Here is a 22,619-nt window from a genome sequence, read left to right as displayed (position 1 = left end):
AGCGATCCGCGCCCGCCAGAGATGATCCCGTCGGATCAGGCAGGGCGCGCAGCCCAGAGCGTTACAGCCACTCTGGGATGGTATCGCGATTTATCATCTCGTCAAAGGTCGGACGCTGCCGGATGACTGCAAATTGATCGCCGTGGACCAGCACCTCGGGGATGAGGGGGCGCGAGTTGTATTCGCTGGACATCACCGCGCCATAAGCCCCGGCACTGCGAAACGCCACCAGATCCCCCGCAGCAAGCGGCGGCATCAGGCGTTGTTTGGCAAAGGTGTCGCCGCTTTCGCAGACCGGGCCCACGATGTCATAGGGTTGCGGTTCGAGACCGGGGGTCGGTTCCACCACGGGGATGATGTCGTGATGGGCCTCATACATCGCTGGGCGGATGAGGTCGTTCATGGCCCCGTCGAGGATCAGGAAATCGCGGCCTTCGCCCTCTTTGATGTAGATCACCTTAGAGACCATCAGCCCCGCATTGCCCGCCACCAGACGGCCCGGTTCGATCTCGATTTCGCAGCCCAGATGACCGAGCTCTTCCTTGATCATCTGGCCATATTCCACCGGCAGCGGCGGGGCCTCATTGGAGCGGGTATAGGGGATGCCCAGACCGCCCCCAAGATCAAGGCGGCGAATATCGTGACCGTCCGCGCGCAGAGCCTGTGTCAGCTCCGCAACCTTTTGATAGGCAAGGCGGAAGGGCTCAAGATCCGTGAGTTGCGAGCCGATGTGAACATCGATCCCGATCACCTCAAGGCCCGGCAGGCTGGCGGCATGGGCATAGACCGCGCGCGCCTTGGCGATGGGGATGCCGAATTTGTTCTCGGATTTACCGGTCGCGATCTTGGCGTGGGTCTTTGCATCCACATCCGGGTTCACCCGCACGGTGATCGGCGCGGTGACACCAAGCTCGAGCGCAACGGCATTGATCACGTCCATCTCGGGCTCGGATTCGACGTTGAACTGGCGAATGCCCCCGGTGAGCGCGGTGCGGATCTCTTCGGCGGTCTTGCCGACACCGGAAAACACGATCTTGTCGCCCGGCACGCCTGCGGCCTTGGCGCGGCGGTATTCGCCTTCGCTCACCACATCCATGCCTGCGCCCGCCGCCGCGAGTGTCTTTAGGATCGCCTGATTGGAGGCGGCCTTCATCGCGTAACAAACCAGATGGTCGGTGCCCTCAAGCGCCTCGTCAAAGAGACGGAAATGGCGCAGGAGCGTCGCGGTGGAGTAGACGTAGAACGGCGTGCCCACCGTAGCGGCAATCTCGGCTACGGGGACATCTTCGGCGTACAAAGCGCCATCGCGATAGAGAAAATGATCCATGGCCCGCGTCTAGAACAAAACCCGCCCTGTCGGCAAATGATTCCGCGCGCTCTGGTACAATCAGAGCTCGTGAATGATTGGCGGGGTGGCACAGACGCTTTGGGCGATTTCAACCACATGGCGATGATGGGTGAGATAGATCGCCTGTCCTCGCGTGCCGATGGCTTCCATCACCTGACAGGCCGCACTGGTTCGGGTCTCGTCAAAGGTCTCAAAGATGTCATCGCAGAAGAACGGCAATATGGTGCCCTGCGCCACCAGTTGTTCATGCGCTGCGGCCCGGAGCGCCAGATAGAGCTGGAACCGGGTGCCTTTGGACATCTCGTCGGCCCGTTTGCTGGCACCGGTTCTGTCGACCGCCAAAAGGACCTCGCTGTCGCCGTAGATCTGTGTGCTGAGGGCGGGATAGGCGCCCTGCGTCAGATCGGCAAAACACTGTTCCGTGGCGGTCAGCATGCCGCTGCGGTGGCTGTCGCGGTAGCGCTTGATTGCGTCTGAGGCCAGGTGATGCCCCAAAGACAGCTCCAGATGTTCGAGCGCGGCCTCTTCGAGCTGCAGTTCCAGCGTTGCTTTTTGCTCGACCAGCGCCGCTGCCGTGCGGTCGCCGTTGATCTCTGCCAGCGCATGTTCTGCGTTGACCCGCTGTTGGATCGCCTGCGTGAGGTCGTCTTCGGCGTGGGTCAGATCGGAGAGGGTGCTTTCCAGGCGCGCGTTGAGCGTGGCAACCGAGGTCTCGGCAAGCTGCGCGCGCGCCGACTCCAGATCCGACAGGTCGAGCTCGGAGAGGATCTGACGGCGCAGGCGGTCGCGGGCCGCGCGGTCGGCAATGACCTTCTGGGCCTGCGCGGCGCATTGGCGCAACGTGTCGATGTCCTGTGCAGGTGGGGGCTCGGGAAAGCTCGCAGCGATCGCCCGGAGCTCCTGATCTATGGCCTCAACCCGCGCGGTGTTGTCCGCACGTTCTGCCGTGGCCGTTGCAATTGCACGCTCCAGACGCGCGGCCTTGTCGCGCGCGATGCGGGCCGTCTCGGCCAGGGATTTGAGGTCGCCATAGGTCTGGCCCGGGTCCGAACTGACCCCGACCCCGTGCAGCTGTGCCAAGGCGTTGACCTCTTGAGCAAAAAGCGCCTGATCCGCCTCCATCATCCGGACCCGACGTGCGGCGGCGCTGCGGGTCTTGTCATGCTCGCGTAGCACCCGCAGTGGCTCCAAAGAGGCCATAAGCGACTCTGGCGAGACCTGCCCTGCCAGAAGTTCCTGCACCAAGGCCCGCCATGTGTCCTCGGCCTTTTTCTTGGCCTCTTGTGCGGCGTTGTGGCGATCCTGTCGCCGATTCAGGTCGCGCTCCACCTGCCGCAAGAGCTTTTCTGCGGCGCCGCGCGCCTCGGAGGTCTGGCGCGCCGCCTCTGCCATCCGGCGCGCCTGTGCAAGGGCCGGATCAAGATCAGCCGGAAGAGACGGTACACGTTCTGCAAGGGCGTCCATCAACGCCTGCGCCCGCGCAAAGGTGGCCGAATGGCTGTCCTTGGTGTCCCGAAGCGCCTCGGCATCCGCGCGCGCGGTTTCATGACGCTCAACCCAATCGCGCCACTCTGCCGGGGAAAGCGGCGCAAGGCCAAGCTGGGTGGCAGCGGCGTTGACCTCTGCCGCAATGGCATCGCGCTGTTCTTCTAGCGCAGTGATCCGGGTGGCGGCCTCTGCGGCGCGGGCCTTCGACGCAGCCTCTGATTGCGCAATCTCTCGCAGCTGCGCCAGTTCTCGCGATTGGGTCAGTCGCGCGTCAGCAGCGGTGTCGTGGCGGCTCAGCGCTTCGTGGAACGTGGCGGCGCTCTCGGCATCCAAACTGTCTACATGCACGGCCCAGAGTGCGTCGCGTTTGGTGCGCAAGGCCTCGGCCTCACTGTCGGAGACCACATTTGCAGCGCGTTCAAGGGCCTTTGCCTGCGCGGCGCGGGCGCTGGCGTCCTCCTTATGCTGATTGCGCGTCTCAGTCGCCCGGCGCAGGTCCTGAACCAGCGCTGCGTCACGATCCGCGTGCTCCTGCGCCTGACGCAAGCTGCTCGGGCAATGCGGCAGGGTATCAAAAGTCACGTGGCGCACAGACAGCGCTGCCAGGCTGCGGGCGGCCCGGGATTGGGCGGCTGTGATCGCCTCCGCTGCCGCTGCATGGGCCGTCGCCAGCCGCTCTGCATCAAAATTCAAGAGCAGCTCTTGCAACTGCCCGGCCTCTGCAGCGAGCGGCGCACAATCGTGCACAGCATCCTGCGCTACGCGCAGGCGCTCCTCGAGATCCTCGACCTCGCGCGCTTCTAGACCTTCGTGGGTGATGGCCGCGCGAAGTTGCTCTCTTGCGTCCTGAAGCGCGGTGATATCAGCGCCGGAAAGAACCAAGGCCGCAAGGTCGGCGTTCTCTGCGACGAGACCAAGGTCGCGGGCGGCCTGCCGCATTGTCTCGAGCGCCTCCTGCTGCTCGGCCTTGCGCCGATCCAGATCAAGCGCAGCGGTGCGGTGGCGGGCACTCAGATCCTCAAGCGCCTCGAGTGCCGCAGGAAGCGCCTCAAGTGCGGGATCCAATACAAGCGCCGCTTGCTCCTCCTCAAGGGTCTGAAGTTCGTCGCTGAGGCGCGCGATGTTCTGCGTGGCGCTGCCTAAATCGCTGCGCAACTCGACGAGCCGCTCGGGGTTGAAATCCAGCTGTGCGGGAAAATCCGCAAAGGGCGCAAGCGCCTGTTCCAACTCCTGAAGTTCTGCAAGAAGCGGCACGGCGCGCCGTTCGGCCTCGGTCCGGGCCCGGGTTGTATTGAGATCATCGCGACGCGTCCGCGCGTCTTCTTCAGCCTGTTGCGCCTTGGTGAGATCCCGCTTGAGGGATTTCCACGCGTTTGCAGAGACATCGCGGGCCTTGATCTCCTTGTCGAGCTCCTCAAGCGCGCGTTTCAGCTCGCGCATCCGCGTGTTGCGGGCGCGTTTCTTCCAAATCTCATCGGCCCGGCTGCGCACGCCATCAAGCACCTGGCTCAGATCCGCAACCCCCGCCGCGGCCGAGAACAGCAGCCGGCCAATATCGCCCTGAGCATTGGCGATCTCTTCGCCGCCGCGTTCAATCGTCTCGTCATCCAGACACAGAAGACGGCGGTAATCCGGTTCCGAAAGCCCGGCGAGATGCGCCGAAAGCGCAGCCTCCGGCAGTGGGGTGCCGCTCTCATCCACCAGCGCGCCACTGCGCGTGGGCAGGCGGGTGAACTGGCGCAGCTCACCATTGAAATCGAGCGTCGCAGAGATCTGTAGATTGTTGCGCGGATGGCGAAACGCGTAGGCCTCGCGCGTTGGAAAGCCGTAAAACAGCCGCAGGACGGCTTCCATCGTGGTGGTCTTACCGGCTTCGTTGCGCCCGTAGATGATATGAAAGTCATGCCCATCGTGGGCAGAGCCAAAATCGAACTGTTGATCGGTGAAATGGCCAAACCGATCCAGTGACAGACGTTTGAGGCGCATCAGCTTTCGGCCCCCTTCATCTGCGCCAGCACGCGATCTGCCCCGGCTTGGGTCAGACGCGCGACCAATGCGTCTCTAGCCGCTTCATCCGCGATCAGGCGTTCGCGCAACGTGGCTGGCAGGTCCTGAAGAACGGTTTCGACATACTGGCGGGCGTGTTCCTGAAATCCTGGCTCGCCACAAATCGTCGCCATGGTTGCGGCCAGTTCGTCAGACGCGCCGGAGGTGTCTTGTGCCGCCTCCGGGGCAAGATCAAAGATCAGCTTGTCGATCCAGAGATCCCCGCAGGTCTGCGCGAGCACATGCACCTGTTCTGTCCAGACATCGCGGTCGCGCAGGATCTGCCAGTGCCGCGCTGGTGCGCCCTTGAGCGTGAGGCGAACCACGCCGGTCGGGGCCACAAGCGCAGCACTGAGCACAGAGAGGTGAGCCTTGAGTGTCGCGCGCAGTGCCTCATCGTTGGCGGCCCCCGTCACGTCCAGCTCGGTTTCCACAAATTCCACCACGGAGGTCGGCACCTCCGAGAGCGCGATCTGCCCCTGCTCGATCGTGAGGAGAGTTGCGGATTTGGGGCCTGCCTCACCAATATCGCGCCCCTGCGGGATACCGGGCATCACGACCCAAGGCGCTTCGGCGTGGATCTGACGCTTGTGGATATGCCCAAGCGCCCAGTAATCAAAGCCCATCGCGGCCAGGTCCGAGACGCTGCAAGGCGCATAGACATCATGCCCCGCCGCCCCGGCCAACGAGCTGTGCAACATGGCAATGTTCACCGCCCCCGCCACAGGCGCCTTGAACCGCGGGAGCAAGCTCTCTGGCGCATGACTTTCGGCAAAGCTTACCCCGTGGATCCAGACGTCCTCGGACAGCTGGTGTTTGCCGCCACGGGCATCAAAAACATGCACATGCTGAGGCAAATCCAGCGTCCCGGTGATCGGGTTCTCCGCGTCGTGGTTCCCTTTGATGTAATAGACCTGGATACCAGCCTCGGCGAGCCGGTCGAGTTCGGCCAGAAGAAAGGCACCGGTTCTGGCGGTGCGTTCCCTGCCGTCAAAAAGATCGCCGGAAATCAAGATAGCGGCGACCTCTTCCGAGAGGGCGCGGTCGATCATCTGACTGAAGGCCGCGCGCGAGGCGGCGGCAACGGTCTCGCGCAGGCCCGCATTGCGCAGGGCGAGCGAACGCAGGGGAGAATCCAGGTGAACGTCGGCGGTGTGCAGTATCTTGATCAAACTATCCCCTCACTCCGCGCGACTGAACCAAGGCCAGCCGCGCGACGCAAGCGGATAATGTCAGTCAGACGGAAGCCGCGGCGCGCGTTGCCCCCCCCCCGATACATTCGCGACACTTTCAACGGGTGGCGCCCCGGATGACGACAGGGCGCGCTAAAGCGCGATCCGTTTCACCCCCGCCGGAGGCAAGAGGCCAACTTCGGTTTCGACAGGCTCTGCGCTGTGGTTGAACCAGAAGACCTCGGTTGCCGTGCGGCGGGTGCGCACCCCTTCCGGCATCTGGCGCAACTCCAGACCCGCCGCCTGCGCAACGGTGGCAATCAACCGATCAAGCCCCTCTGCATCGAGCCAGCCGCCACAATAAGTCTGTCGCCCGGCCCGGAGCGCGACCGCCGCGCCCTCGGAGGTTTCAAAGACCACTTCTGCAGTGCCTTCAAGCTCCTCAAGATAGCCGCGCACTGCACCACCGCCCTTAAGGGCGATGGGCATATCCGGGCGCAGACTCTCCACCCGTGCCACGGTCACGTCCAGCCCCGGCAATGCAGGTGGCAGTGGGCTGGTCGGGATGGAGAAATGACCGTCACGCGCACCGCTGCGCGGACCATAGAGCACCTCGGCCTCACTTCTTGCGAGCGCTTCTTTGAGGGGCTCTGGCAGATGCATCATCCCGGGCGCAAGGATCATCTTGTACCCCGTGAAATCGCGGGTCTCCGGGGGCAGGATGTCGATGGTCTGACCAGCGCGCCGAAGCGCCTTGTAGTGTTCGAGGATCAGCTGGAAATAGCTCAGCCCTGCACCATGCGGCTGCGTCGACCACGCCCAATCGGCATCGTAATCAAAAAGGATCGCCACCGGTGCCTGCGCGGGCTGCACATCGGCTGCCGCGCCAAGCTCTGCCGCAACATCCATCGCTTCTTGCATGGCGGGGGCGTCCTGGCTGTCGGGACGCAAGAGGCCTGCGTGCATCTGTTCCTGCGCAAAAGGCGCCTGCCGCCAGCGGAAATAACACACAGCCTCGGCGCCATGGGCAAAGGCCTCCCAGGTCCAGAGCCGCACCATGCCCGGCAGGGGTGCCGGGTTGTAGGGCGCCCAGTTCACTGGCCCCGGCTGCTGTTCCATGACCCACCAGCGCCCGCGCCCAACCGCGCGATAGAGATCGTGATGAAGGGCCTGAAAATCCGGATCCCCCTGCCGGGCATAAGCGCGCTGTTCCTCGGGTGAGGCCCCCACGCGGTCTTCCAGAAAGCCCAGCGGGTAGCTGTCCCAGGTCGCGATCTCGAGATCCTCACCTAGTTTGAAGTGGTCGAAATCGGTGATCCGCCCCATGTAGTTATGAGAAATCGGCGCGGTTGAATGGGCCTTGATGATCTCGACCTGCGCGCGGTTGAAAGCCACCACCTGATCGGAGCTGAAGCGTCTGAACGCCAGCACATGCGCCGGGTTCGGCTCCGTCACGGTGAGGTTGGGCAGGCCGATTTCGTCAAAGCTGCGATACTCCATGGACCAGAACATATTGCCCCAGGCCGCGTTGAGCGCGCCGATCTCGCCGTCGAACTGCTCTGCCAGCCACGCCCGAAAAGCGGTTTGAGCCGCGTCGGAATAGCTGATCACGGTATCATGGCAGCCATATTCATTGTCGGTCTGCCACGCGGCCACATGCGGGTTGGCACCATAGCGCTCTGCCATCAGGCGGGTGATGCGCTGGCTCTCGGCAAAATAACCCTTGTGGCTAAAGCAATAGTGCCGCCGGGAGCCAAAGCCGCGTGGCTGGCCCTCGGCGGTGACAGCAAACATGTCCGGGTGACGCTCGGCCATCCAGCGCGGCGGGGTCGCTGTGGGGGTGCCGAGCACCACCCGCAAGCCTTGCGCCCCCAATGTCTCGATCGCGCGGTCGAGCCAGTCCCAGTGCAGATCGCCGGGAGTGGGTTCGAGTTTCGACCACGAAAATTCCCCAATCCGGATCCACGTCAGGCCCGCAGCTTTCATACGCGCGGCGTCTTCGGCCCAGATCTCTTCTGGCCAGTGCTCGGGGTAATAGCAGGTGCCAAGGGTTCGTTTCATGAGTGTCTCACAAGATGACTTGATGTTCGCGCTGCCCAACCGCGTTTGTTGGCGCGGTAAAGGTCTGACCGGCGGGTGGGGTGTCCACGCCCTCGGCGGCAGTGGTGATAAAGAGCGTCGAGAGATCCGCACCGCCAAAGGCCGGACAGGAGGCCTGTGGCGTTGGCACCTCCACCGTCTGCAAGAGCGCGCCCGTGGGGCTGTAGCACGCCACGCGCCCCGCTCCCCATTGCGCATTCCAGAGGTTGCCGTCACGGTCGACCACCGCGCCATCGACGCCGTAGGGTTCAGCGCTGAGATCCAGAAACACCTCTGGTGCTCCCAGAGGCCAGCCATCCTCGGGCGCAAGCGGCTGGCGCATGATCCGACCCAGATCGGTGTCGGTATAATAGGCGCAGGCCCGGTCCGGCGCAAAACAGATCGCGTTGGAGATCGTCACATCGCTGACGAGTTTGCGCAGCTCCCCACGCCAATAGCGATAGATGGCGCCCGCGCCTTTTTGCGCCTCAAACCCCATGGTTCCGATCCAAAAGCCCCCCCAGGGGTCCGCGCGCCCGTCGTTGGAGCGGGTCTCGGGCTGGTCGGCCTCCAGCGCGCACATGAGGCGACGCTCTGCCGTGCCGAGATCAAAGCGCCAGAGGCCCGTCTCGCTCGCCATCAGGAGCGTGTCGCGATCAATCCAGCCGGCGGCCGAGACACATTCATCAAACTGCCAGATCCGTGTGTCATCGCCCTCGCGCGCCAGCATGCGCTTGCCGAGAATGTCGAACCAGAAAAGCTGCGCGCGCTCAGGGTGCCACAACGGCCCCTCGCCCAAGGTGCAGGTCTCGGCACAAAACACCGTCGCGGTCATGCAAAGACCTCGTCATAGGCGCGCACTATCGCCTCGGCATTGGCGGCGATCTCATCCACATGCATCCCCGGCTTGTAGAGATTGGAGCCAATGCCAAACCCTGTGATGCCAGCCGCCTGCCACTGCGCGAAATTCTCCGGACCCACACCGCCAACCGCATAGGTGGCAACCTCGGGCGGCAAAACCGCTTTGAGCGCCTTGAACCCGTCAGTGCCGAGTTTGAAGGCTGGAAAGAACTTGAGCCCATCGGCCCCGGCCCGGAGCGCCGCAAAGGCTTCTGTCGGGGTAAAGACACCGGGAAAAGAGTGCATGCCCAGTGCCTTGGTGGCCTTGATGACCTCTGGGTTGCAGTCGGGAGAAACGACCATCTGCGCGCCGATCTGATGCAGGTTGCTGACGGCGCCTTGGTCGAGCACGGTGCCCGCCCCGATCATGGCCCGGTCGGCGGCATAGGCCACCATGGCGGCGATGCTGGCATAGGGGTCCGGCGAATTCAGCGGCACCTCGATGCGGGTGATGCCGGCGCAGATCAGCGCGTCGGTGACAGGCAGCGCCTCCTCTGGGGTCAGGCCGCGCAGGATGGCGATGATGTTACGACTCATGTTGGTTCTCACTTCATTTGCGCACGGGCGGCGCAGAGGCCAGCCAGTGTGATGTCCTGGGCGTCGAGGATTTCCACCGACGCGCCCTGCAGTCTGAGGGCGGTGGCATAGGCTTGGGCGATCTCGTTCTCGCCCACCATGGCCACCGGGCGGCCTTGCCAGTCCTCGCGCATGGCTTCGACCTCCATACCGAGGAGATAGCCAGATGCACGCGCGCGCGCCGCAACCGGATCAAGCCCTTCGAGCAAGGCACCGGCGCGCAGCCCGAAGAGCGCATTTGCCAGGAACTCGGGGCGTGCGGCCCCCTGTTGGCAGCCAGTTTCGAATGCCGCCTGATCCCAGCCCGCGCCCGCAAGCGTGTGGCGCAGGACGGATTGCGCGCTGATGAGCTGAAACAATTCGCCCGAGAGAAAGGTGGAAAAGCCGGTGATCGCCCCGTCCTTGAGCGAAACCCATTTGGTGTGGGTGCCGGGTAGACAGACCACCCCGTCAAAGCCGGGGTCGGCCACCAGCACGCCGGCGATCTGCGTCTCTTCTCCGCGCATCACATCCGCGGGTGCAAGCTGTTTCACCCCCGAAAGCACATGCACGCGCAGCCGGGGATCGTCGGTTTGCACCGCCGTCGCGGTATCAAAGGACGGCGGCGCGCAGGGGCTTGCGGCGTAAGGCGCCTCGCGCCAGCCCTGACGCGAGCCAACCATGCCACAACAGATCACATCCAGCGCGGTTTCAGGAGCCAGGTAGGGCGCAAGAAGATCCAGCAGCACCTGCTCGTAGTCATCCGCAGTCAGCCGCGACATGCCCTGATCAGAATCGATCCGCTCTAGCGGCACGCCATCAGTGCCCATGGGCCAGAGGCGCAGATGGGAGGTGCCCCAATCCGCCGCCACCCAGTCAACCGAGGTCTGCTCAGGCGCGGTCATCCCGACACCACGACGCCACCATCCACCACCAAGGCTTGACCGGAGATCATCCGGCTGGCGTTGGAGGCCAGAAAAAGTGTCGACTCCACGATGTCTTGTGGCGCGAGATGATCCTTCAGGCACTGGCGCTCAAGATGGGCGGCGAGGGCCTCGGGCGTGGCCCATTTGTCAAGCTGCTTGTCCGTGAGCACCCAGCCCGGCGCCAGCGCGTTGACCCGGATGCGGTCCGGGCCGAATTCGCGCGCGAGGCTGCGGGTCATGCCATTGATGCCCGAGTTTGCGGTGGTGTAGGCCGGATAGCCGCTGTTGCCCATCATGTAGCTGATGGAGGTGAAATTCACGATCGCACCGCCACCAAGCGCCTGCATCCCAGGCAACACCGCTTGGCAGGCAAAGAAATAGGCCTTGAGGTTGATCGACTGCGACCAGTCCCAGAATTCCTCATCCACCTCGAGCGTGGCGTGGCGCTGATCGTTGGCGGCGTTGTTCACCAGCACCTTGATAGGTCCATGGGCCTCTGCCGCCTGTGAAATCGCGGCTTTGAGCGCCACAATGTCAGTGATGTCGCATTGAATGAAGAGGGGCCGCGAGCCCGTCTCTTCCGCCATCCTGTCGACAAAAGCGCTGGCATCAGAGCGCCCGACAAAGGCCACTTTGGCCCCCTGCCGCAAGAAGCCCTCGGTGAGCGATGCGCCGATGCCCGAACCGCCTCCGGTGATAAAAACGGAAGCGCCTTCAAGGTCGTGAAAGGTTGCGTTCAGGTCCATGTCAGTGGCTCTCCCTTGTGACGGGGCGGGTGTCCTTGCCCACCAGGAAGTCGAGATCCGCGCCCTTGTCGGCCTGCAGGACGTGATCCACATAAAGTTTCGCATATCCCCGCGTGTAATGGGGGGCATCCGGCTCCCATGCTTTGCTGCGGCGTTCCATTTCCTCGGCGGAAATCATCAGCTCCAGCACGCCTCCGGCGGCCGACACCCGAATGCGATCGCCGGTCTGCACCAGCGCCAGCGGACCACCCGCCTGTGCCTCGGGCGAGACATGCAGGATCACGGTGCCAAAAGCGGTGCCCGACATGCGCGCATCCGAGACACGGATCATGTCCTTTACCCCTTGGGTCACAAGCTTGCGCGGGATCGGCATATTGCCGACCTCTGGCATGCCCGGATAGCCTTTTGGCCCGCAGCCCTTGAGCACAAGGATGGTGTCGGGTGTCACCGGAAGATCCTCGCGGTCGATATTGGCTTTCATGTCCTCGATGCTCTCGAACACATAGGCCTCGCCTTCGTGTTCGAGGAGGTGATCCGAAGCCGCCGAAGGTTTGATGATCGCACCGTTGGGCGCAAGGTTGCCGCGCAGAACGCGCAGGCCTGCAGCAGGTTTCACCGGTGCCTCAAAGCTGCGGATCACATCGTCGTTGAAACATTCGGCGCCCTCGGCATAGGCGGTGATGTCGCCACCCAAAACGGTTTTCGTGGAGCGCAAATGTGCCTTCTCATGGAGTGCCTTCAGCACCACGGGCATGCCACCCGCGTAGCAGAAGTCCTCCATCAGGTATTTGCCCGAGGGCATGCAGTTGACCAAAAGCGGGATTTCCGATCCGATCTCGAAATCGCGCAGGTCGAGGTCAACCCCGACCCGGCCCGCAAGCGCCAGAAGATGCACCACCGCATTGGTGGACCCCCCCACGGCGGCATTGGCGAGGATTGCGTTCTCGAAGGCTTCTTTGGTCAAGACATCAGAAGGTTTCAGATCCTCGTCGATCATCTCGACGATGCGCTTGCCGGTGAGATGCGCCAGCGCCATCCGCCGCGCGTCAACAGCCGGGAGCGCGGCATTTGTCGGCAGTGACATCCCCATCGCCTCGACGAGGGAGGCCATGGTGGAGGCGGTGCCCATGGTCATGCAGACGCCCTTGGAGCGGCTCATGCCGGACTCGGCGTTCATAAAGTCCTTGAGCGTCATCTCGCCCGCGCGCACAGCTTCGGAGAATTTCCAAACATCGGTGCCGGAGCCGATGTCCTCACCGCGATACTTCCCGTTGAGCATGGGCCCAGACGACACCACGATCGCCGGCAGATCCACCGACGCCGCACCCATCAGCTGGCCGGGCGTGGTCTTGTCACAGCCCCCCAAGAGCACAACACCGTCAATTCCATAGGCGCGGATTGACTCCTCGACGTCCATGGCAAGGAGATTGCGAAACAGCATCGCCGTAGGTTTCATCTGGGTCTCGCCCAGCGACATCACCGGAAATTCCACCGGAAAGCCCCCGGCTTCCCAGACGCCGCGCTTCACTCCTTCCGCCAGATCGCGCAGGCCAGAATTGCAAGGCGTGAGTTCGGACCAGGTGTTGCAGATGCCCACAATGGGGCGGCCGTCAAAGGCGTGATCCGGAAACCCTTGGTTTTTCATCCAGGAGCGGTGAATAAAGCCGTCCTTGTCGAGTTTGCCATACCATGCACGGCTGCGACGGTCTTTGGTCATAGTTTTTCTCCTTCGATCACCCAGATCGTTTCAGGAAATTGCCAGGGCAGAGTCAGCCCCTGCTGCATCAGAATCTCACCGCTGAGCGTAAGCGGCCCGTCCTTGAGCGCGGTGCGCCCGCGCGACAGGTGGTGCAACGCCTCGCGGTTGACGAGATCGATCCGGTATTGGGCTTTGGGGTCAAGTTCTGTCAGGCGCAAGGGGCGCGGCAGGATCTGATGCACGCTCCGTGCCTTGCCCGCAAACACCACAAAGCGGCTGGCATCCGCGGCCATCTGCTGCTCTGCGATCACGCTTTGATCAGGCGCATCCAACCGCAAGATATCCGCCTGCATGCGCCAGTTGCGATTGTTTTTCCACCAGGTTGTGACTCGCGTCAGCGCCTCGATCTCTGTCGGGGTCAGCTCGCGCGGATCCATCTCAAACCCCATGTGCCGCTGGGCGGCGACCCAGGCGCGCATGTGGATATCGATGGTTCGCCCGGAGGTATGGCAGGTGCGCGGCCCTACGTGAGAGCCCGTCACGGATAGTGGCAACAGGAGCGCCGCATCATGCTGAATGCGCATCCGCTCCAGCGCGTCATTGCTGTCCGAGAGCCAAACCCGCTGCGTGAGGCTCAGGATACCCGCGTCGATCCGCCCGCCGCCGGAGGCGCAGCTCTCGATTTCGACCTTAGGGAACGCGCTGCGAAGGTCCCGCAACAGGGCATAGATACCCTCCGTCTGGGCCGCATCCGCAATCGGCAACAGGCGGTTGTGGTCCCATTTCAGGTAGTCGATGCGGTTCTCGCTCAAGAGCGCGGACAGCACTTGAAAAAGATGCTCTCGCACGTCTTCGCGCGACAGGTCCAACACCCGCTGCTGGCGGCCTTCGATCTGATCCACAGGCCCCAAGACCCAGTCGGGATGTGCCCGCGCCAGATCACTGTCGAGGTTCACCATTTCCGGCTCGACCCAGAGACCAAATGTCATCCCTAGGCGTTCGACGTGATCAATGAGCGGGCCTAGCCCCTCGGGCCATTTGCGCCGGTCGATCTGCCAATCCCCAAGGGAGGTGGTGTCATCATCGCGTCTGCCAAACCAGCCATCATCAAGCACAAACCGTTCTGCACCCAGGGCCGCGGCGCGCTCGGCAATGTCGCTCAGGACAGTGAAGTCATGATCGAAATAGACCGCTTCCCAGCAGTTGTAATGCACCGGACGCGGAGTTTCGGGCTTGGGCCAGACAACCACATGATCGCTGAGCAGACGCTGAAAGGCCACTGCACAACCGTTGAACCCTGCTTGCGACACCGCCAGGTAGAGGGGCGCGCTGCGGAACTTTGTCCCTGCGCCTTGCGTGCCCGTGGCATGGCCCCACTGGATCTGGCGCCGCCCAGAGGGCAGCTCTTCGGCCAGCATCACATGCCCGCCGGACCAGCCGTAATGCATGGCAAAAACGGTGCCGTGGGTGTTGGTCGCGCCCGCCTCGGGAAAATAGGCCAAGGGCGGGTGCTCGTGCCCCGAACGCCCGGTACGGGCCTCGCGCTTGTGAATGCCCGCGCGCCATGGGGTGCGTTGCAGTTGGAATTCACCGATCCAGCGGCCACAGACATCGACAATCTCCTGCCCCATCTGAGGACCCGGCAGAACGGGCGCAGCGAGATGGTGCAGGATGATGTCCTGCTCCGAGGTCAGCGTGGTCGAGGCCGCAATCGTCCCGCCCCGCACCTCGAAGTCAAAGAACAGCGTCAGTCCTAGCGCGCGATCACGGCAGGTAAACTGCGCGCCGTTGGTGTCTTCGAGGCGAAAGCGTGGATAAAGCGGCGCTCCGTCACGATAGGCAACCAGCCCCGGCTGACCCTCAAAGGAGAGCCCGGCCTCCGGGCAGAGCGACAAGGGCGGCAGCCGGTCGATCATCCCGCCTGTCACCTCTTGTTCAACGGCGCGCGCCAGTGCGATCAGATCCGTCTCCGGCTGCAGCGCAGGGCCCCAGTAGAGCGCGCCGGGCAGACCGCCATCGGACGACAGCACCAGCGTTTGACCCGGCGCATCGATCCGCCAGAGTTGCAGCCCGTCGCTCATTTCACGGCCCCAAGCGTCAGCCCGGCGATAAAGTGCCGCTGCATCAGGAAGAACATCGCAACCGGCGGCAGCGCCGCCACGATGGAGCCTGCGCTCATCAGGTGGTAGGCCGCGCGATATTGCGCATTGAAAGAGGTGATCCCCGCCGTCACCGGCTGGCTTTCGGCCCCTTGGGTCAGGACCACCGCCCAGAAGTAATCATTCCAGATAAAGGTGAAGATCAGCACCGCCAGCGCCGCAATGGCGGGCTTCATCAACGGCAGCACCACAAACCAGAAGATCCGCCATTCTGCGACGCCCTCCACCCGCGCAGCCTCGATCAGCTCGAACGGGAGCGCCCGAATGAAGTTGCGCATGAAGAGCGTGCAGAACCCGGTCTGAAACGCCACATGAAAGAGCACCAGGCCCAGTTTGGTATTGTAGAGCCCCATATCCAGGGTGAGGTCCCGCACCGGCACCATCAGGATCTGGAACGGAACAAAGTTTCCGGCAACAAACATGAAGAACAACAAGAGGTTGCCCCGGAATTTATACACCCCAAGCGCAAAGCCCGTCATGCAGGAGAGCGCCACTGCACCGATCACCGTCGGCACCGTGATCAGCACCGAATTCAAAAGATAGCGCGGCATGTCTGAGGCAAAGAACACCTTGCCGTAGTTCTCAAACCCTTTGAAGGCAGAGGGCCAGCCCCAGTAGTTGCCGGTGGTGAAATCCACATCCGGCTTGATGGAGAACACAGCCACCGCGATCAGCGGCAAAAGCCACAGAACCAACGCCATCGGCACCAGGGCCTGATAGGTGGCGGCCCAGGCGGGCGAGGATTTCTCGATCGGACGCGGGAACATCAGCGGCCCCCCTTCTCTTCTTGGTACATCGACCACAGGAAGTAGGCGATGAAGGACAGCATGATGAGGAACAGGACCACGGCAATGGCGGCGCCATAGCCCATACGAAACCCATATTCCGAGAGCGCTTTTTCAAACATGTAAAACGACAGCACCCGCGACGACCCAAAGGGACCACCGTTGGTCATGATCGAGATCAGATCAAAGGACCGGAGCGCACCGATGATTGTGACCACAAAGGCAATAAAAGTCGCAGGACGCAGCTGCGGGATGATGACATACCACAGCATCTTGAGCCCCTTGGCCCCATCAAGCCGCGCAGCTTCCACTTGTTCTGGATCCACGGCATTGAGACCGGTGAGATAGAGGATCATGCAATAGGCCGTCTGCGGCCAGAGCCCGGCAAAAATGATCCCGTATGTGACAAGACTCGGATCGCCCAGAACGTTGAGCGTGCCAAAGCCAAAAAAGCCAAGGATCTGGTTCAAGAGCCCAAACGTGGGGTCATAGAACCAGCTGAACACCAGTCCGACAACCACCTGACTGATCACAAAGGGGAAGAAAAACAGAGACTTATAGAGCCGGATGCCGACAATGTTCTGGTTGAGAAACAATGCGATCGCCAACCCTGCAGGGATCGCAAGCAAGTAGAGCAGCAGCCATTTGAGGTTGTTCCACATGGAGACCTCAAAGGCGCGGTCGTCCATCAGCTCGACGTAGTTCTCTACACCGACATAGACCGGCTCGCCCAAGCCGTCCCAACGGTAAAACGACAGGTTGAAGCTCTGCAGGATCGGAAAGATCACGTAGAACAGGAAGAACAACACCCCAGGCAACAAGAACAGGGCAGGTGCAAGCGACTGACGGTTGCGCCGTATCCAGCCCGGCGCGCCATCTCTGAGGGGGGTCGTAGTGTCAGCCAAAGGAGTCTCTCCCGGATACAGGCACCGCGCCCCGCCGTCAGGCGGATCGGGTGGGCGATCAAAAATATATCGGCAAAGCGGCCCACATGGCCGCAGGGGGATGCGGGCGGGAGGCATGCTCCCGCCCGACTGTCACGCTTAGTAGATCCGCTGACGGGCCTTCTCGAGACGGTTCAGGATGTCGTCGAGATTGTCGGGGAACACCATGAACTCCTGGAAGCCTTCCATCGCCACCGAGGCCATCTCGGCCGGGGCGTCGCGATCAAAGAACTGCGCGATACCGCCGGGGCTGTTGGAGGAGAGCATCTCGAAGCCCTGGTTCAGCATCTCGTCATCATCCACCGAGGAAGAGGCATTGACCGGCAGCTGCCCAAGTGCGTCGCCCGCATTGATCGCGGTCTGCACGTCCGCAGAGACCACATAGCGCAGGAACTCACGCGCCGCTTCCTTGTTCTGGGCCCCGGACGGGATGTGGAACGTATCGGTCGGCGCATCTTCGGCCAGCTCGACATCCGGGTTGATCGCCGGGAACTGGTAGAAATCAAGTTGCTCGTCGCTCAGACCCGCTTCGCGCAGCGGGGCCACGGAAAAGTTCCCCATGAGGTAGGCCGCCGCTTCACCATTCACCATGAAGGGCAGCGCCTCCTGCCAGCTGTAGGACTGGTGGTTGTCGATAAAGGCGCCCATGTCGATCAGCTCGCGCCAATTGGCAAAGGTTTGCTTCACTCGGTCATCGGTCCATTCCACGTCCCCATTGGTCAGCGCCATGTGGAAGTCGTAGCCGTTGGTACGCATGTTCAGATAGTCAAACCAGCCGCCGGCGGTCCAGAGGAACTTGGAACCAATGGTGAAGCACTTGCGGCCCGAGTCGAGAATCTTCTGGCAGTTGGACTTGAAGGTTGCCCAGTCGCTTGGCTCTTCGAGACCCAGTTCGTTGTAGATGTCCTCGCGGTAGTAGACGCCCCACTGATAGTAGGTATAGGGCACGCCCCACTGCTTGCCATCAAGCGTCATCGCGCCCTTGGTGGACGCAAGGTTTTCCGCAATCGCAGGCTCTGCCCAGAGGTCAGAGACATCCTCAAAGAGACCGGCCGACACATAGGGGCGCATGCGGTTGGCAGCGTACCAGTTGGCAACATCCGGCGCATTGGCGGTCAGGAAGTTGCGAATCTGGGTCTTGTAGGCTTCGCGGTCGATGACGGTCAGTTCGACTTTCAGATTGGGATGCAGTGCATCAAAATCGGACGCCATCTTCTCCATCACCGCGCGCGGTGCCGGGTTCGACATATCCGAGAAAATCTTGAGCGTTCCGGTCAGCTCCGATGCCTGAGCAGATGCGGCCAGCCCGACGGCCATCGCAAGTCCTGCGGCCGTTCCCTTCAGCAAGTTCATGGTATCCTCCCATATTGACTGTCGGCCAGTGGTTTCATTATATGGAACCAGTTTCCAACTATTGAAACCATGGAAGAGTCTGGCTATGAATGTCAACAGTCTCTTCGCTCTTGAGCTTGGAGACGTGAGGGAGGACAGCAATGGCAACGGCAAATGCGCCGCAGCGCAGCAATGACGGAACCGTCGGAAAAGCCTTGGAAGTTTTGGATCAGGTCGCGGAATACGGACGGCCTGTGCGCTTTGGCGAATTGCTCGCGGCGTCGGTGCATCCAAAGGCCACGCTCTATCGGCTGGTCCAGACACTGACGAATCAGGGCATGCTCAGTTTCGACGAGGCACAGCAGACCTACGCCCCCGGATTGCGGTTGGTCCGGCTCGCGCATGCGGCCTGGCGACAGAGCTCGCTTGCGCCGGTGGCCCGTCCGCATCTGGATGCGCTGTCTGCAGAGGTTGGTGAGACCATCCACCTGGCGCAGCTCGATCAGGGGCAGGTGCTCTATGTGGACAAGCGCAACGCCCGCACCCCGATCGAGATGTTCAGTCAGGCTGGCAAGATCGGCCCCGGCTATTGCACCGGGGTCGGCAAAGCGATGATCGCGCATCTGGACGAGAGCGCCCGCGAGGACGCGATCCGGCGGCAGGCGTTTTTCCAGCACACCGCGCATACTCTGGCCAATGAAGCCGGTTTTCGCGCAGAGCTTGACGACATTCGCGCGCAGGGCATCGCCTTTGACCGCGAAGAACACGAACCCGGTATCATCTGCATCGCCGCCCCGATCCTGTCATCAAAGGATCGTGTCATGGGGGCCTTGTCGATCACCTCATCAACAGAGCGGCAATCTCTGGAGGGTCTCACCTCTCTGAAACCGCTGCTTTTGAAGACTGCAAATGAGATCGCTGAGGCTGCCGAAAGCTGGCAGTTCCCCACCTGACCCACGACCGGCGTCGGGCACCATCGCTCCCGCGCTTTTTGAAAAGGACGAAATCATGACTGGTGTCACGCTGACAAATGCCGTCAAGAAATACGGCGAAGTGCAGACCATCTTTGATGTGAACCTCGAGATTGAGGACGGCGAGTTCTGCGTCTTCGTGGGGCCTTCGGGCTGCGGGAAATCCACCTTGCTGCGCATGGTGGCGGGGCTTGAGGAAACCACGGCGGGCAAGATCCACATCGGCAGCCGCGATGTGACAGATCTGGATGCCGCCGAGCGTGGTGTCGCAATGGTATTCCAGTCCTACGCGCTCTATCCCCATATGACGGTTGAGGAAAACATGGGCTTTGGCCTCAAGATGACCGGCCACCCCAAGGCGGAGATCAAGGAGAAGGTCGCAGAGGCCTCGCGCATCCTGCAACTCGATCAATACCTCAAACGCAAGCCCAAGGCGCTCTCTGGTGGCCAGCGCCAGCGCGTTGCCATCGGCCGCGCCATCGTGCGGGGCCCCGAGGTGTTCCTGTTTGACGAGCCGCTCTCCAATCTTGACGCAGAGCTGCGCGTTGACATGCGGGTGGAGATCGCGCGTCTGCACAAGGAAATTGGCGCAACGATGATCTATGTTACCCATGATCAGGTCGAGGCCATGACCCTTGCGGACAAGATCGTGGTGCTGCGCGCCGGGCGCGTCGAGCAGGTCGGCAAGCCGATGGAGTTGTATAACGATCCCGACAATCGCTTTGTCGCCGGGTTCATCGGCTCTCCGAGCATGAATTTTGTCGAGGGAGAGGTTCGCGGTGGCAAGGTTGTGGTAAGAGCCTTTGGCGGACGCGAGATCACCACTTCGGTAGCGTTGCCGCAAGACGGGGCCAAGGTCATCGTGGGCCTGCGTCCGCAACACATCCGACTGAGCGCCGATGGTCCTGCCACGTTGGATCTGCGCGAACGCTTGGGAGGGGTCTCTTACGATCACCTGATCTGCGCAGAGGGCGCCAAGCTCATCGTGGAAACCCGCGAAGAAGACAGCCTAGAGGAAGGCGACTCCGTCGGCTTTGACTTTGAAGACCGCGACGTGTTCCTGTTTGACGCGCAATCCGAAGAACGGTTGCGCTAGGGCTGCTCACGCGCCGCATCAAACGCGCGCCGCGCATCAGGGCTGCGCGCGTTTGCACCTGCCCCCAGAAACCGAAGGCCCATAGCACAGATGGGCTCTAAGCGCCCCAAGCCTGTAAAGATTGTCACGAAGTTACGGCAGGTTACGTTTCTGACGGGTCCAGGCATGCCACTTCTGGATGAGATGCATCAGATTGGTGTGACTGAACAGACGTTCTTCCGCTAGAGACGAAATACGGTAGGACGGGCTCCGGTCAATTGCAGGAACTCAAGCGTCTTCAGAAGGACAACGACCGGCTTTGGCGCGAAGTGTCGGAACTGGCACTGGACACGTTGATCCTGTCCGAGTCGGCGATTGAGGAGCTTGAGCGGTGTGACAGGCTACCGGAGCTTATTCTTCTGGACATCAACATGCCCCGAATGAACGGCTTTGAGTTCCTGGAGATTGTCGATGAGAAGTTGAGCCAGGCGCAACCGCCAGTCAAAGTTGCTCTTTTGACGACGTCAAGCAATCCCGCGGATGCACGCAAGGCTGAGTCATTTGCGTCAGTCGGCTGGTTTCTGTCGAAGCCCTTGGGACGAGATATGCTGGACCAACTTGTTTCCGAGTTCTCGTGACCCTTGTGCGTTGTTTTTCGTTTTCTCGAACGCGATTTTCCCCGCGGATGCGAGGTTTAGTTTGTTGTAATCATGTATTTGATTTGGTTGCGGGAGTAGGATTTGAACCTACGACCTTCAGGTTATGAGCCTGACGAGCTACCTGGCTGCTCCATCCCGCGTTGTTTGTTTTGTTTTTTTGTTTAGAGAGGATTTATTTGGGTTCTTATTAGGTTTGGCGGTGCCCTACTCTCCCACACCTTAAGATGCAGTACCATCGGCGCAACAGCGCTTAACTTCCGGGTTCGGGAAGGGACCGGGTGTTTCGCTTGTGCTTTGGCCACCAAACCGAATAAGAACCCAAAGCTGCACTCGCGAAGCGAGTTCAGACGGTGGCCGGAAGCGATATGCCGGAGGCAAATCGCGTGGCCACACCTGAGTTATGTCACAGAACATGTATGTTCTGCTTCATTTCAGTTTTATCAACGTGTTGATGATTTTCATCATCAACGTGTTGACCCCTTTATGAGGGTCAACGAGTTGTCCAAGTTTTGTTTTTGCTTTTTGGTTTTTGGCTGTCTTTTACTGGATCAGATCAAGCCAATCGGGCGATTAGTACCGGTCAACTGAACGCATTGCTGCGCTTACATCTCCGGCCTATTGACGTGGTGGTCTTCCACGGCCCTCAGGGATACCTTGTTTTGAGGGGGGCTTCCCGCTTAGATGCCTTCAGCGGTTATCCTTTCCGATCATAGCTACCCTGCACTACCGTTGGCACGATAACAGGTCCACCAGTGGATCGTTCACCCCGGTCCTCTCGTACTAGGGGCAACTCCTCTCAAGTATCCTACACCCACGGCAGATAGGGACCGAACTGTCTCACGACGTTCTAAACCCAGCTCACGTACCTCTTTAAACGGCGAACAGCCGTACCCTTGGGACCTGCTCCAGCCCCAGGATGAGATGAGCCGACATCGAGGTGCCAAACACTGCCGTCGATATGGACTCTTGGGCAGTATCAGCCTGTTATCCCCGGCGTACCTTTTATCCGTTGAGCGATGGCCCTTCCACTCGGGACCACCGGATCACTATGGCCGACTTTCGTCTCTGCTCGACTTGTCAGTCTCGCAGTCAGGCAGGCTTTTGCCATTGCACTCAACGAGCGATTTCCGACCGCTCTGAGCCCACCTTCGCGCGCCTCCGTTACGCTTTAGGAGGCGACCGCCCCAGTCAAACTACCCGCCACGCAGGGTCCCGGATCCCGGTAAGGGACCGCGGTTAGACATCAAGAGTGCGAAGGGTGGTATCTCAAGGATGGCTCCACAGGAACTAGCGTTCCTGCTTCGATGCCTACCACCTATCCTGCACATCACAATCCTGATGCCAGTGCGAAGCTGTAGTAAAGGTGCACGGGGTCTTTCCGTCTAACCGCGGGAAGCCTGCATCTTGACAGGCAATTCAATTTCGCTGAGTCGATGTTGGAGACAGCGGGGAAGTCGTTACGCCATTCGTGCAGGTCGGAACTTACCCGACAAGGAATTTCGCTACCTTAGGACCGTTATAGTTACGGCCGCCGTTTACCTGGGCTTCAATTCGGAGCTCTCACCCCTCCTTTTAACCTTCAGGCACCGGGCAGGCGTCAGACCCTATACGTCGTCTTGCGACTTCGCAGAGCCCTGTGTTTTTAATAAACAGTCGCCACCCCCTGGTTTGTGCCCCCGGATTCCACTTGCGTAGGACCCGGGCCTCCTTCTCGCGAACTTACGGAGGTATTTTG

16 protein-coding genes, 1 tRNA gene, 2 rRNA genes and 1 pseudogene (1 of these 20 running past the window's edge) are annotated in these 22,619 nt (G+C 61.4%); 4 read left to right on the top strand and 16 right to left on the bottom strand.

Features of this window, described 5'->3' with window-relative positions; genetic code table 11:
- Positions 1-61: 61 nt before the first annotated feature.
- From lysA to TM1040_RS02855, 13 genes are all read right to left on the bottom strand, one after another.
- Complete coding sequence (gene lysA / locus TM1040_RS02915) at positions 62-1,327, bottom strand: diaminopimelate decarboxylase (RefSeq protein WP_011537110.1); 1,266 nt, start codon at positions 1,325-1,327, stop codon at positions 62-64.
- Between the two features lie 60 nt (positions 1,328-1,387).
- Positions 1,388-4,822: an ATP-binding protein gene (locus tag TM1040_RS02910; RefSeq protein WP_011537109.1), complete on the bottom strand. Its 3,435-nt coding sequence runs from the start codon at positions 4,820-4,822 to the stop codon at positions 1,388-1,390.
- The gene (locus tag TM1040_RS02905; RefSeq protein WP_011537108.1) at positions 4,822-6,054 is read right to left on the bottom strand and encodes a metallophosphoesterase family protein; all 1,233 of its coding nucleotides are present in this window, start codon (positions 6,052-6,054) and stop codon (positions 4,822-4,824) included. Before TM1040_RS02905 ends, TM1040_RS02910 begins: the two co-directional genes overlap by 1 nt.
- Before the next feature lie 153 nt (positions 6,055-6,207).
- On the bottom strand, positions 6,208-8,115 hold the full coding sequence (locus tag TM1040_RS02900; protein WP_011537107.1) for a beta-galactosidase: 1,908 nt from the start codon (positions 8,113-8,115) through the stop codon (positions 6,208-6,210).
- Between the two features lie 7 nt (positions 8,116-8,122).
- Positions 8,123-8,968, bottom strand: coding sequence for an SMP-30/gluconolactonase/LRE family protein (locus tag TM1040_RS02895; protein WP_011537106.1), 846 nt, complete (start codon positions 8,966-8,968; stop codon positions 8,123-8,125).
- Positions 8,965-9,570: a 2-dehydro-3-deoxy-6-phosphogalactonate aldolase gene (locus TM1040_RS02890; protein WP_011537105.1), complete on the bottom strand. Its 606-nt coding sequence runs from the start codon at positions 9,568-9,570 to the stop codon at positions 8,965-8,967. Before TM1040_RS02890 ends, TM1040_RS02895 begins: the two co-directional genes overlap by 4 nt.
- 8 nt (positions 9,571-9,578) lie before the next feature.
- Positions 9,579-10,493 (bottom strand): 2-dehydro-3-deoxygalactonokinase, encoded by a 915-nt coding sequence (locus tag TM1040_RS02885; protein ID WP_011537104.1) that lies wholly within the window; start codon positions 10,491-10,493, stop codon positions 9,579-9,581.
- Positions 10,490-11,260, bottom strand: coding sequence for an SDR family NAD(P)-dependent oxidoreductase (locus TM1040_RS02880; protein ID WP_011537103.1), 771 nt, complete (start codon positions 11,258-11,260; stop codon positions 10,490-10,492). The genes TM1040_RS02885 and TM1040_RS02880 overlap by 4 nt, the downstream gene beginning before the upstream one ends.
- Position 11,261: 1 nt before the next feature.
- Positions 11,262-12,977 (bottom strand): IlvD/Edd family dehydratase, encoded by a 1,716-nt coding sequence (locus TM1040_RS02875; protein WP_011537102.1) that lies wholly within the window; start codon positions 12,975-12,977, stop codon positions 11,262-11,264.
- Positions 12,974-15,040 (bottom strand): alpha-galactosidase, encoded by a 2,067-nt coding sequence (locus tag TM1040_RS02870; RefSeq protein WP_011537101.1) that lies wholly within the window; start codon positions 15,038-15,040, stop codon positions 12,974-12,976. Before TM1040_RS02870 ends, TM1040_RS02875 begins: the two co-directional genes overlap by 4 nt.
- The gene (locus tag TM1040_RS02865) at positions 15,037-15,885 is read right to left on the bottom strand and encodes a carbohydrate ABC transporter permease (protein WP_011537100.1); all 849 of its coding nucleotides are present in this window, start codon (positions 15,883-15,885) and stop codon (positions 15,037-15,039) included. The genes TM1040_RS02870 and TM1040_RS02865 overlap by 4 nt, the downstream gene beginning before the upstream one ends.
- Entirely contained in the window at positions 15,885-16,808 is a 924-nt protein-coding gene (locus TM1040_RS02860; protein ID WP_044026470.1) for a carbohydrate ABC transporter permease, read from the bottom strand. Before TM1040_RS02860 ends, TM1040_RS02865 begins: the two co-directional genes overlap by 1 nt.
- Positions 16,809-16,946: 138 nt before the next feature.
- A complete protein-coding gene (locus TM1040_RS02855; protein WP_011537098.1) occupies positions 16,947-18,200 on the bottom strand; it encodes an ABC transporter substrate-binding protein in 1,254 nt (417 codons plus the stop codon).
- A 140-nt stretch (positions 18,201-18,340) separates the two neighbouring features.
- Here TM1040_RS02855 and TM1040_RS02850 point away from each other — a divergent pair, with 140 nt between their 5' ends.
- The 4 genes and pseudogenes from TM1040_RS02850 (at position 18,341) to TM1040_RS02840 (ending at position 20,863) form a co-directional block, all read left to right on the top strand.
- Positions 18,341-19,132, top strand: coding sequence for an IclR family transcriptional regulator (locus tag TM1040_RS02850; protein ID WP_011537097.1), 792 nt, complete (start codon positions 18,341-18,343; stop codon positions 19,130-19,132).
- A 55-nt stretch (positions 19,133-19,187) separates the two neighbouring features.
- The gene (locus tag TM1040_RS02845; RefSeq protein WP_011537096.1) at positions 19,188-20,246 is read left to right on the top strand and encodes an ABC transporter ATP-binding protein; all 1,059 of its coding nucleotides are present in this window, start codon (positions 19,188-19,190) and stop codon (positions 20,244-20,246) included.
- Positions 20,247-20,336: 90 nt separating this feature from the next.
- Positions 20,337-20,599: pseudogene (locus TM1040_RS20455) on the top strand (IS3 family transposase); the annotation flags it as partial.
- Complete coding sequence (locus TM1040_RS02840; RefSeq protein ID WP_371261703.1) at positions 20,579-20,863, top strand: response regulator; 285 nt, start codon at positions 20,579-20,581, stop codon at positions 20,861-20,863. The pseudogene TM1040_RS20455 and the gene TM1040_RS02840, both read left to right, overlap by 21 nt.
- An 84-nt stretch (positions 20,864-20,947) precedes the next feature.
- Here TM1040_RS02840 and TM1040_RS02835 read toward each other — a convergent pair.
- From TM1040_RS02835 to TM1040_RS02825, 3 genes are all read right to left on the bottom strand, one after another.
- A tRNA-Met gene (locus tag TM1040_RS02835) sits at positions 20,948-21,024 on the bottom strand.
- A 51-nt stretch (positions 21,025-21,075) separates the two neighbouring features.
- Positions 21,076-21,190 (bottom strand): 5S ribosomal RNA (gene rrf / locus TM1040_RS02830).
- Between the two features lie 243 nt (positions 21,191-21,433).
- A 23S ribosomal RNA gene (locus TM1040_RS02825) occupies positions 21,434-22,619 on the bottom strand (it continues 1,647 nt past the right edge of the window).

This window comes from Ruegeria sp. TM1040, from assembly GCF_000014065.1.
Classification (GTDB): Bacteria; Pseudomonadota; Alphaproteobacteria; order Rhodobacterales; family Rhodobacteraceae; genus Epibacterium.
Note: the sequence above shows the minus strand (reverse complement) of the source record. Positions and strands in the feature narration are given on the sequence as shown.

Coding starts and splice junctions, on each gene's coding strand:
- TM1040_RS02855 (WP_011537098.1), bottom strand. CDS start 18,200: ATGAACTTGCTGAAGGGAACGGCCGCAGGACTTGCGATGGCCGTCGGG.
- TM1040_RS02850 (WP_011537097.1), top strand. CDS start 18,341: ATGGCAACGGCAAATGCGCCGCAGCGCAGCAATGACGGAACCGTCGGA.
- TM1040_RS02880 (WP_011537103.1), bottom strand. CDS start 11,260: ATGGACCTGAACGCAACCTTTCACGACCTTGAAGGCGCTTCCGTTTTT.
- TM1040_RS02895 (WP_011537106.1), bottom strand. CDS start 8,968: ATGACCGCGACGGTGTTTTGTGCCGAGACCTGCACCTTGGGCGAGGGG.
- TM1040_RS02875 (WP_011537102.1), bottom strand. CDS start 12,977: ATGACCAAAGACCGTCGCAGCCGTGCATGGTATGGCAAACTCGACAAG.
- TM1040_RS02900 (WP_011537107.1), bottom strand. CDS start 8,115: ATGAAACGAACCCTTGGCACCTGCTATTACCCCGAGCACTGGCCAGAA.
- TM1040_RS02865 (WP_011537100.1), bottom strand. CDS start 15,885: ATGTTCCCGCGTCCGATCGAGAAATCCTCGCCCGCCTGGGCCGCCACC.
- TM1040_RS02870 (WP_011537101.1), bottom strand. CDS start 15,040: ATGAGCGACGGGCTGCAACTCTGGCGGATCGATGCGCCGGGTCAAACG.
- TM1040_RS02845 (WP_011537096.1), top strand. CDS start 19,188: ATGACTGGTGTCACGCTGACAAATGCCGTCAAGAAATACGGCGAAGTG.
- lysA (WP_011537110.1), bottom strand. CDS start 1,327: ATGGATCATTTTCTCTATCGCGATGGCGCTTTGTACGCCGAAGATGTC.
- TM1040_RS02885 (WP_011537104.1), bottom strand. CDS start 10,493: ATGACCGCGCCTGAGCAGACCTCGGTTGACTGGGTGGCGGCGGATTGG.
- TM1040_RS02910 (WP_011537109.1), bottom strand. CDS start 4,822: ATGCGCCTCAAACGTCTGTCACTGGATCGGTTTGGCCATTTCACCGAT.
- TM1040_RS02890 (WP_011537105.1), bottom strand. CDS start 9,570: ATGAGTCGTAACATCATCGCCATCCTGCGCGGCCTGACCCCAGAGGAG.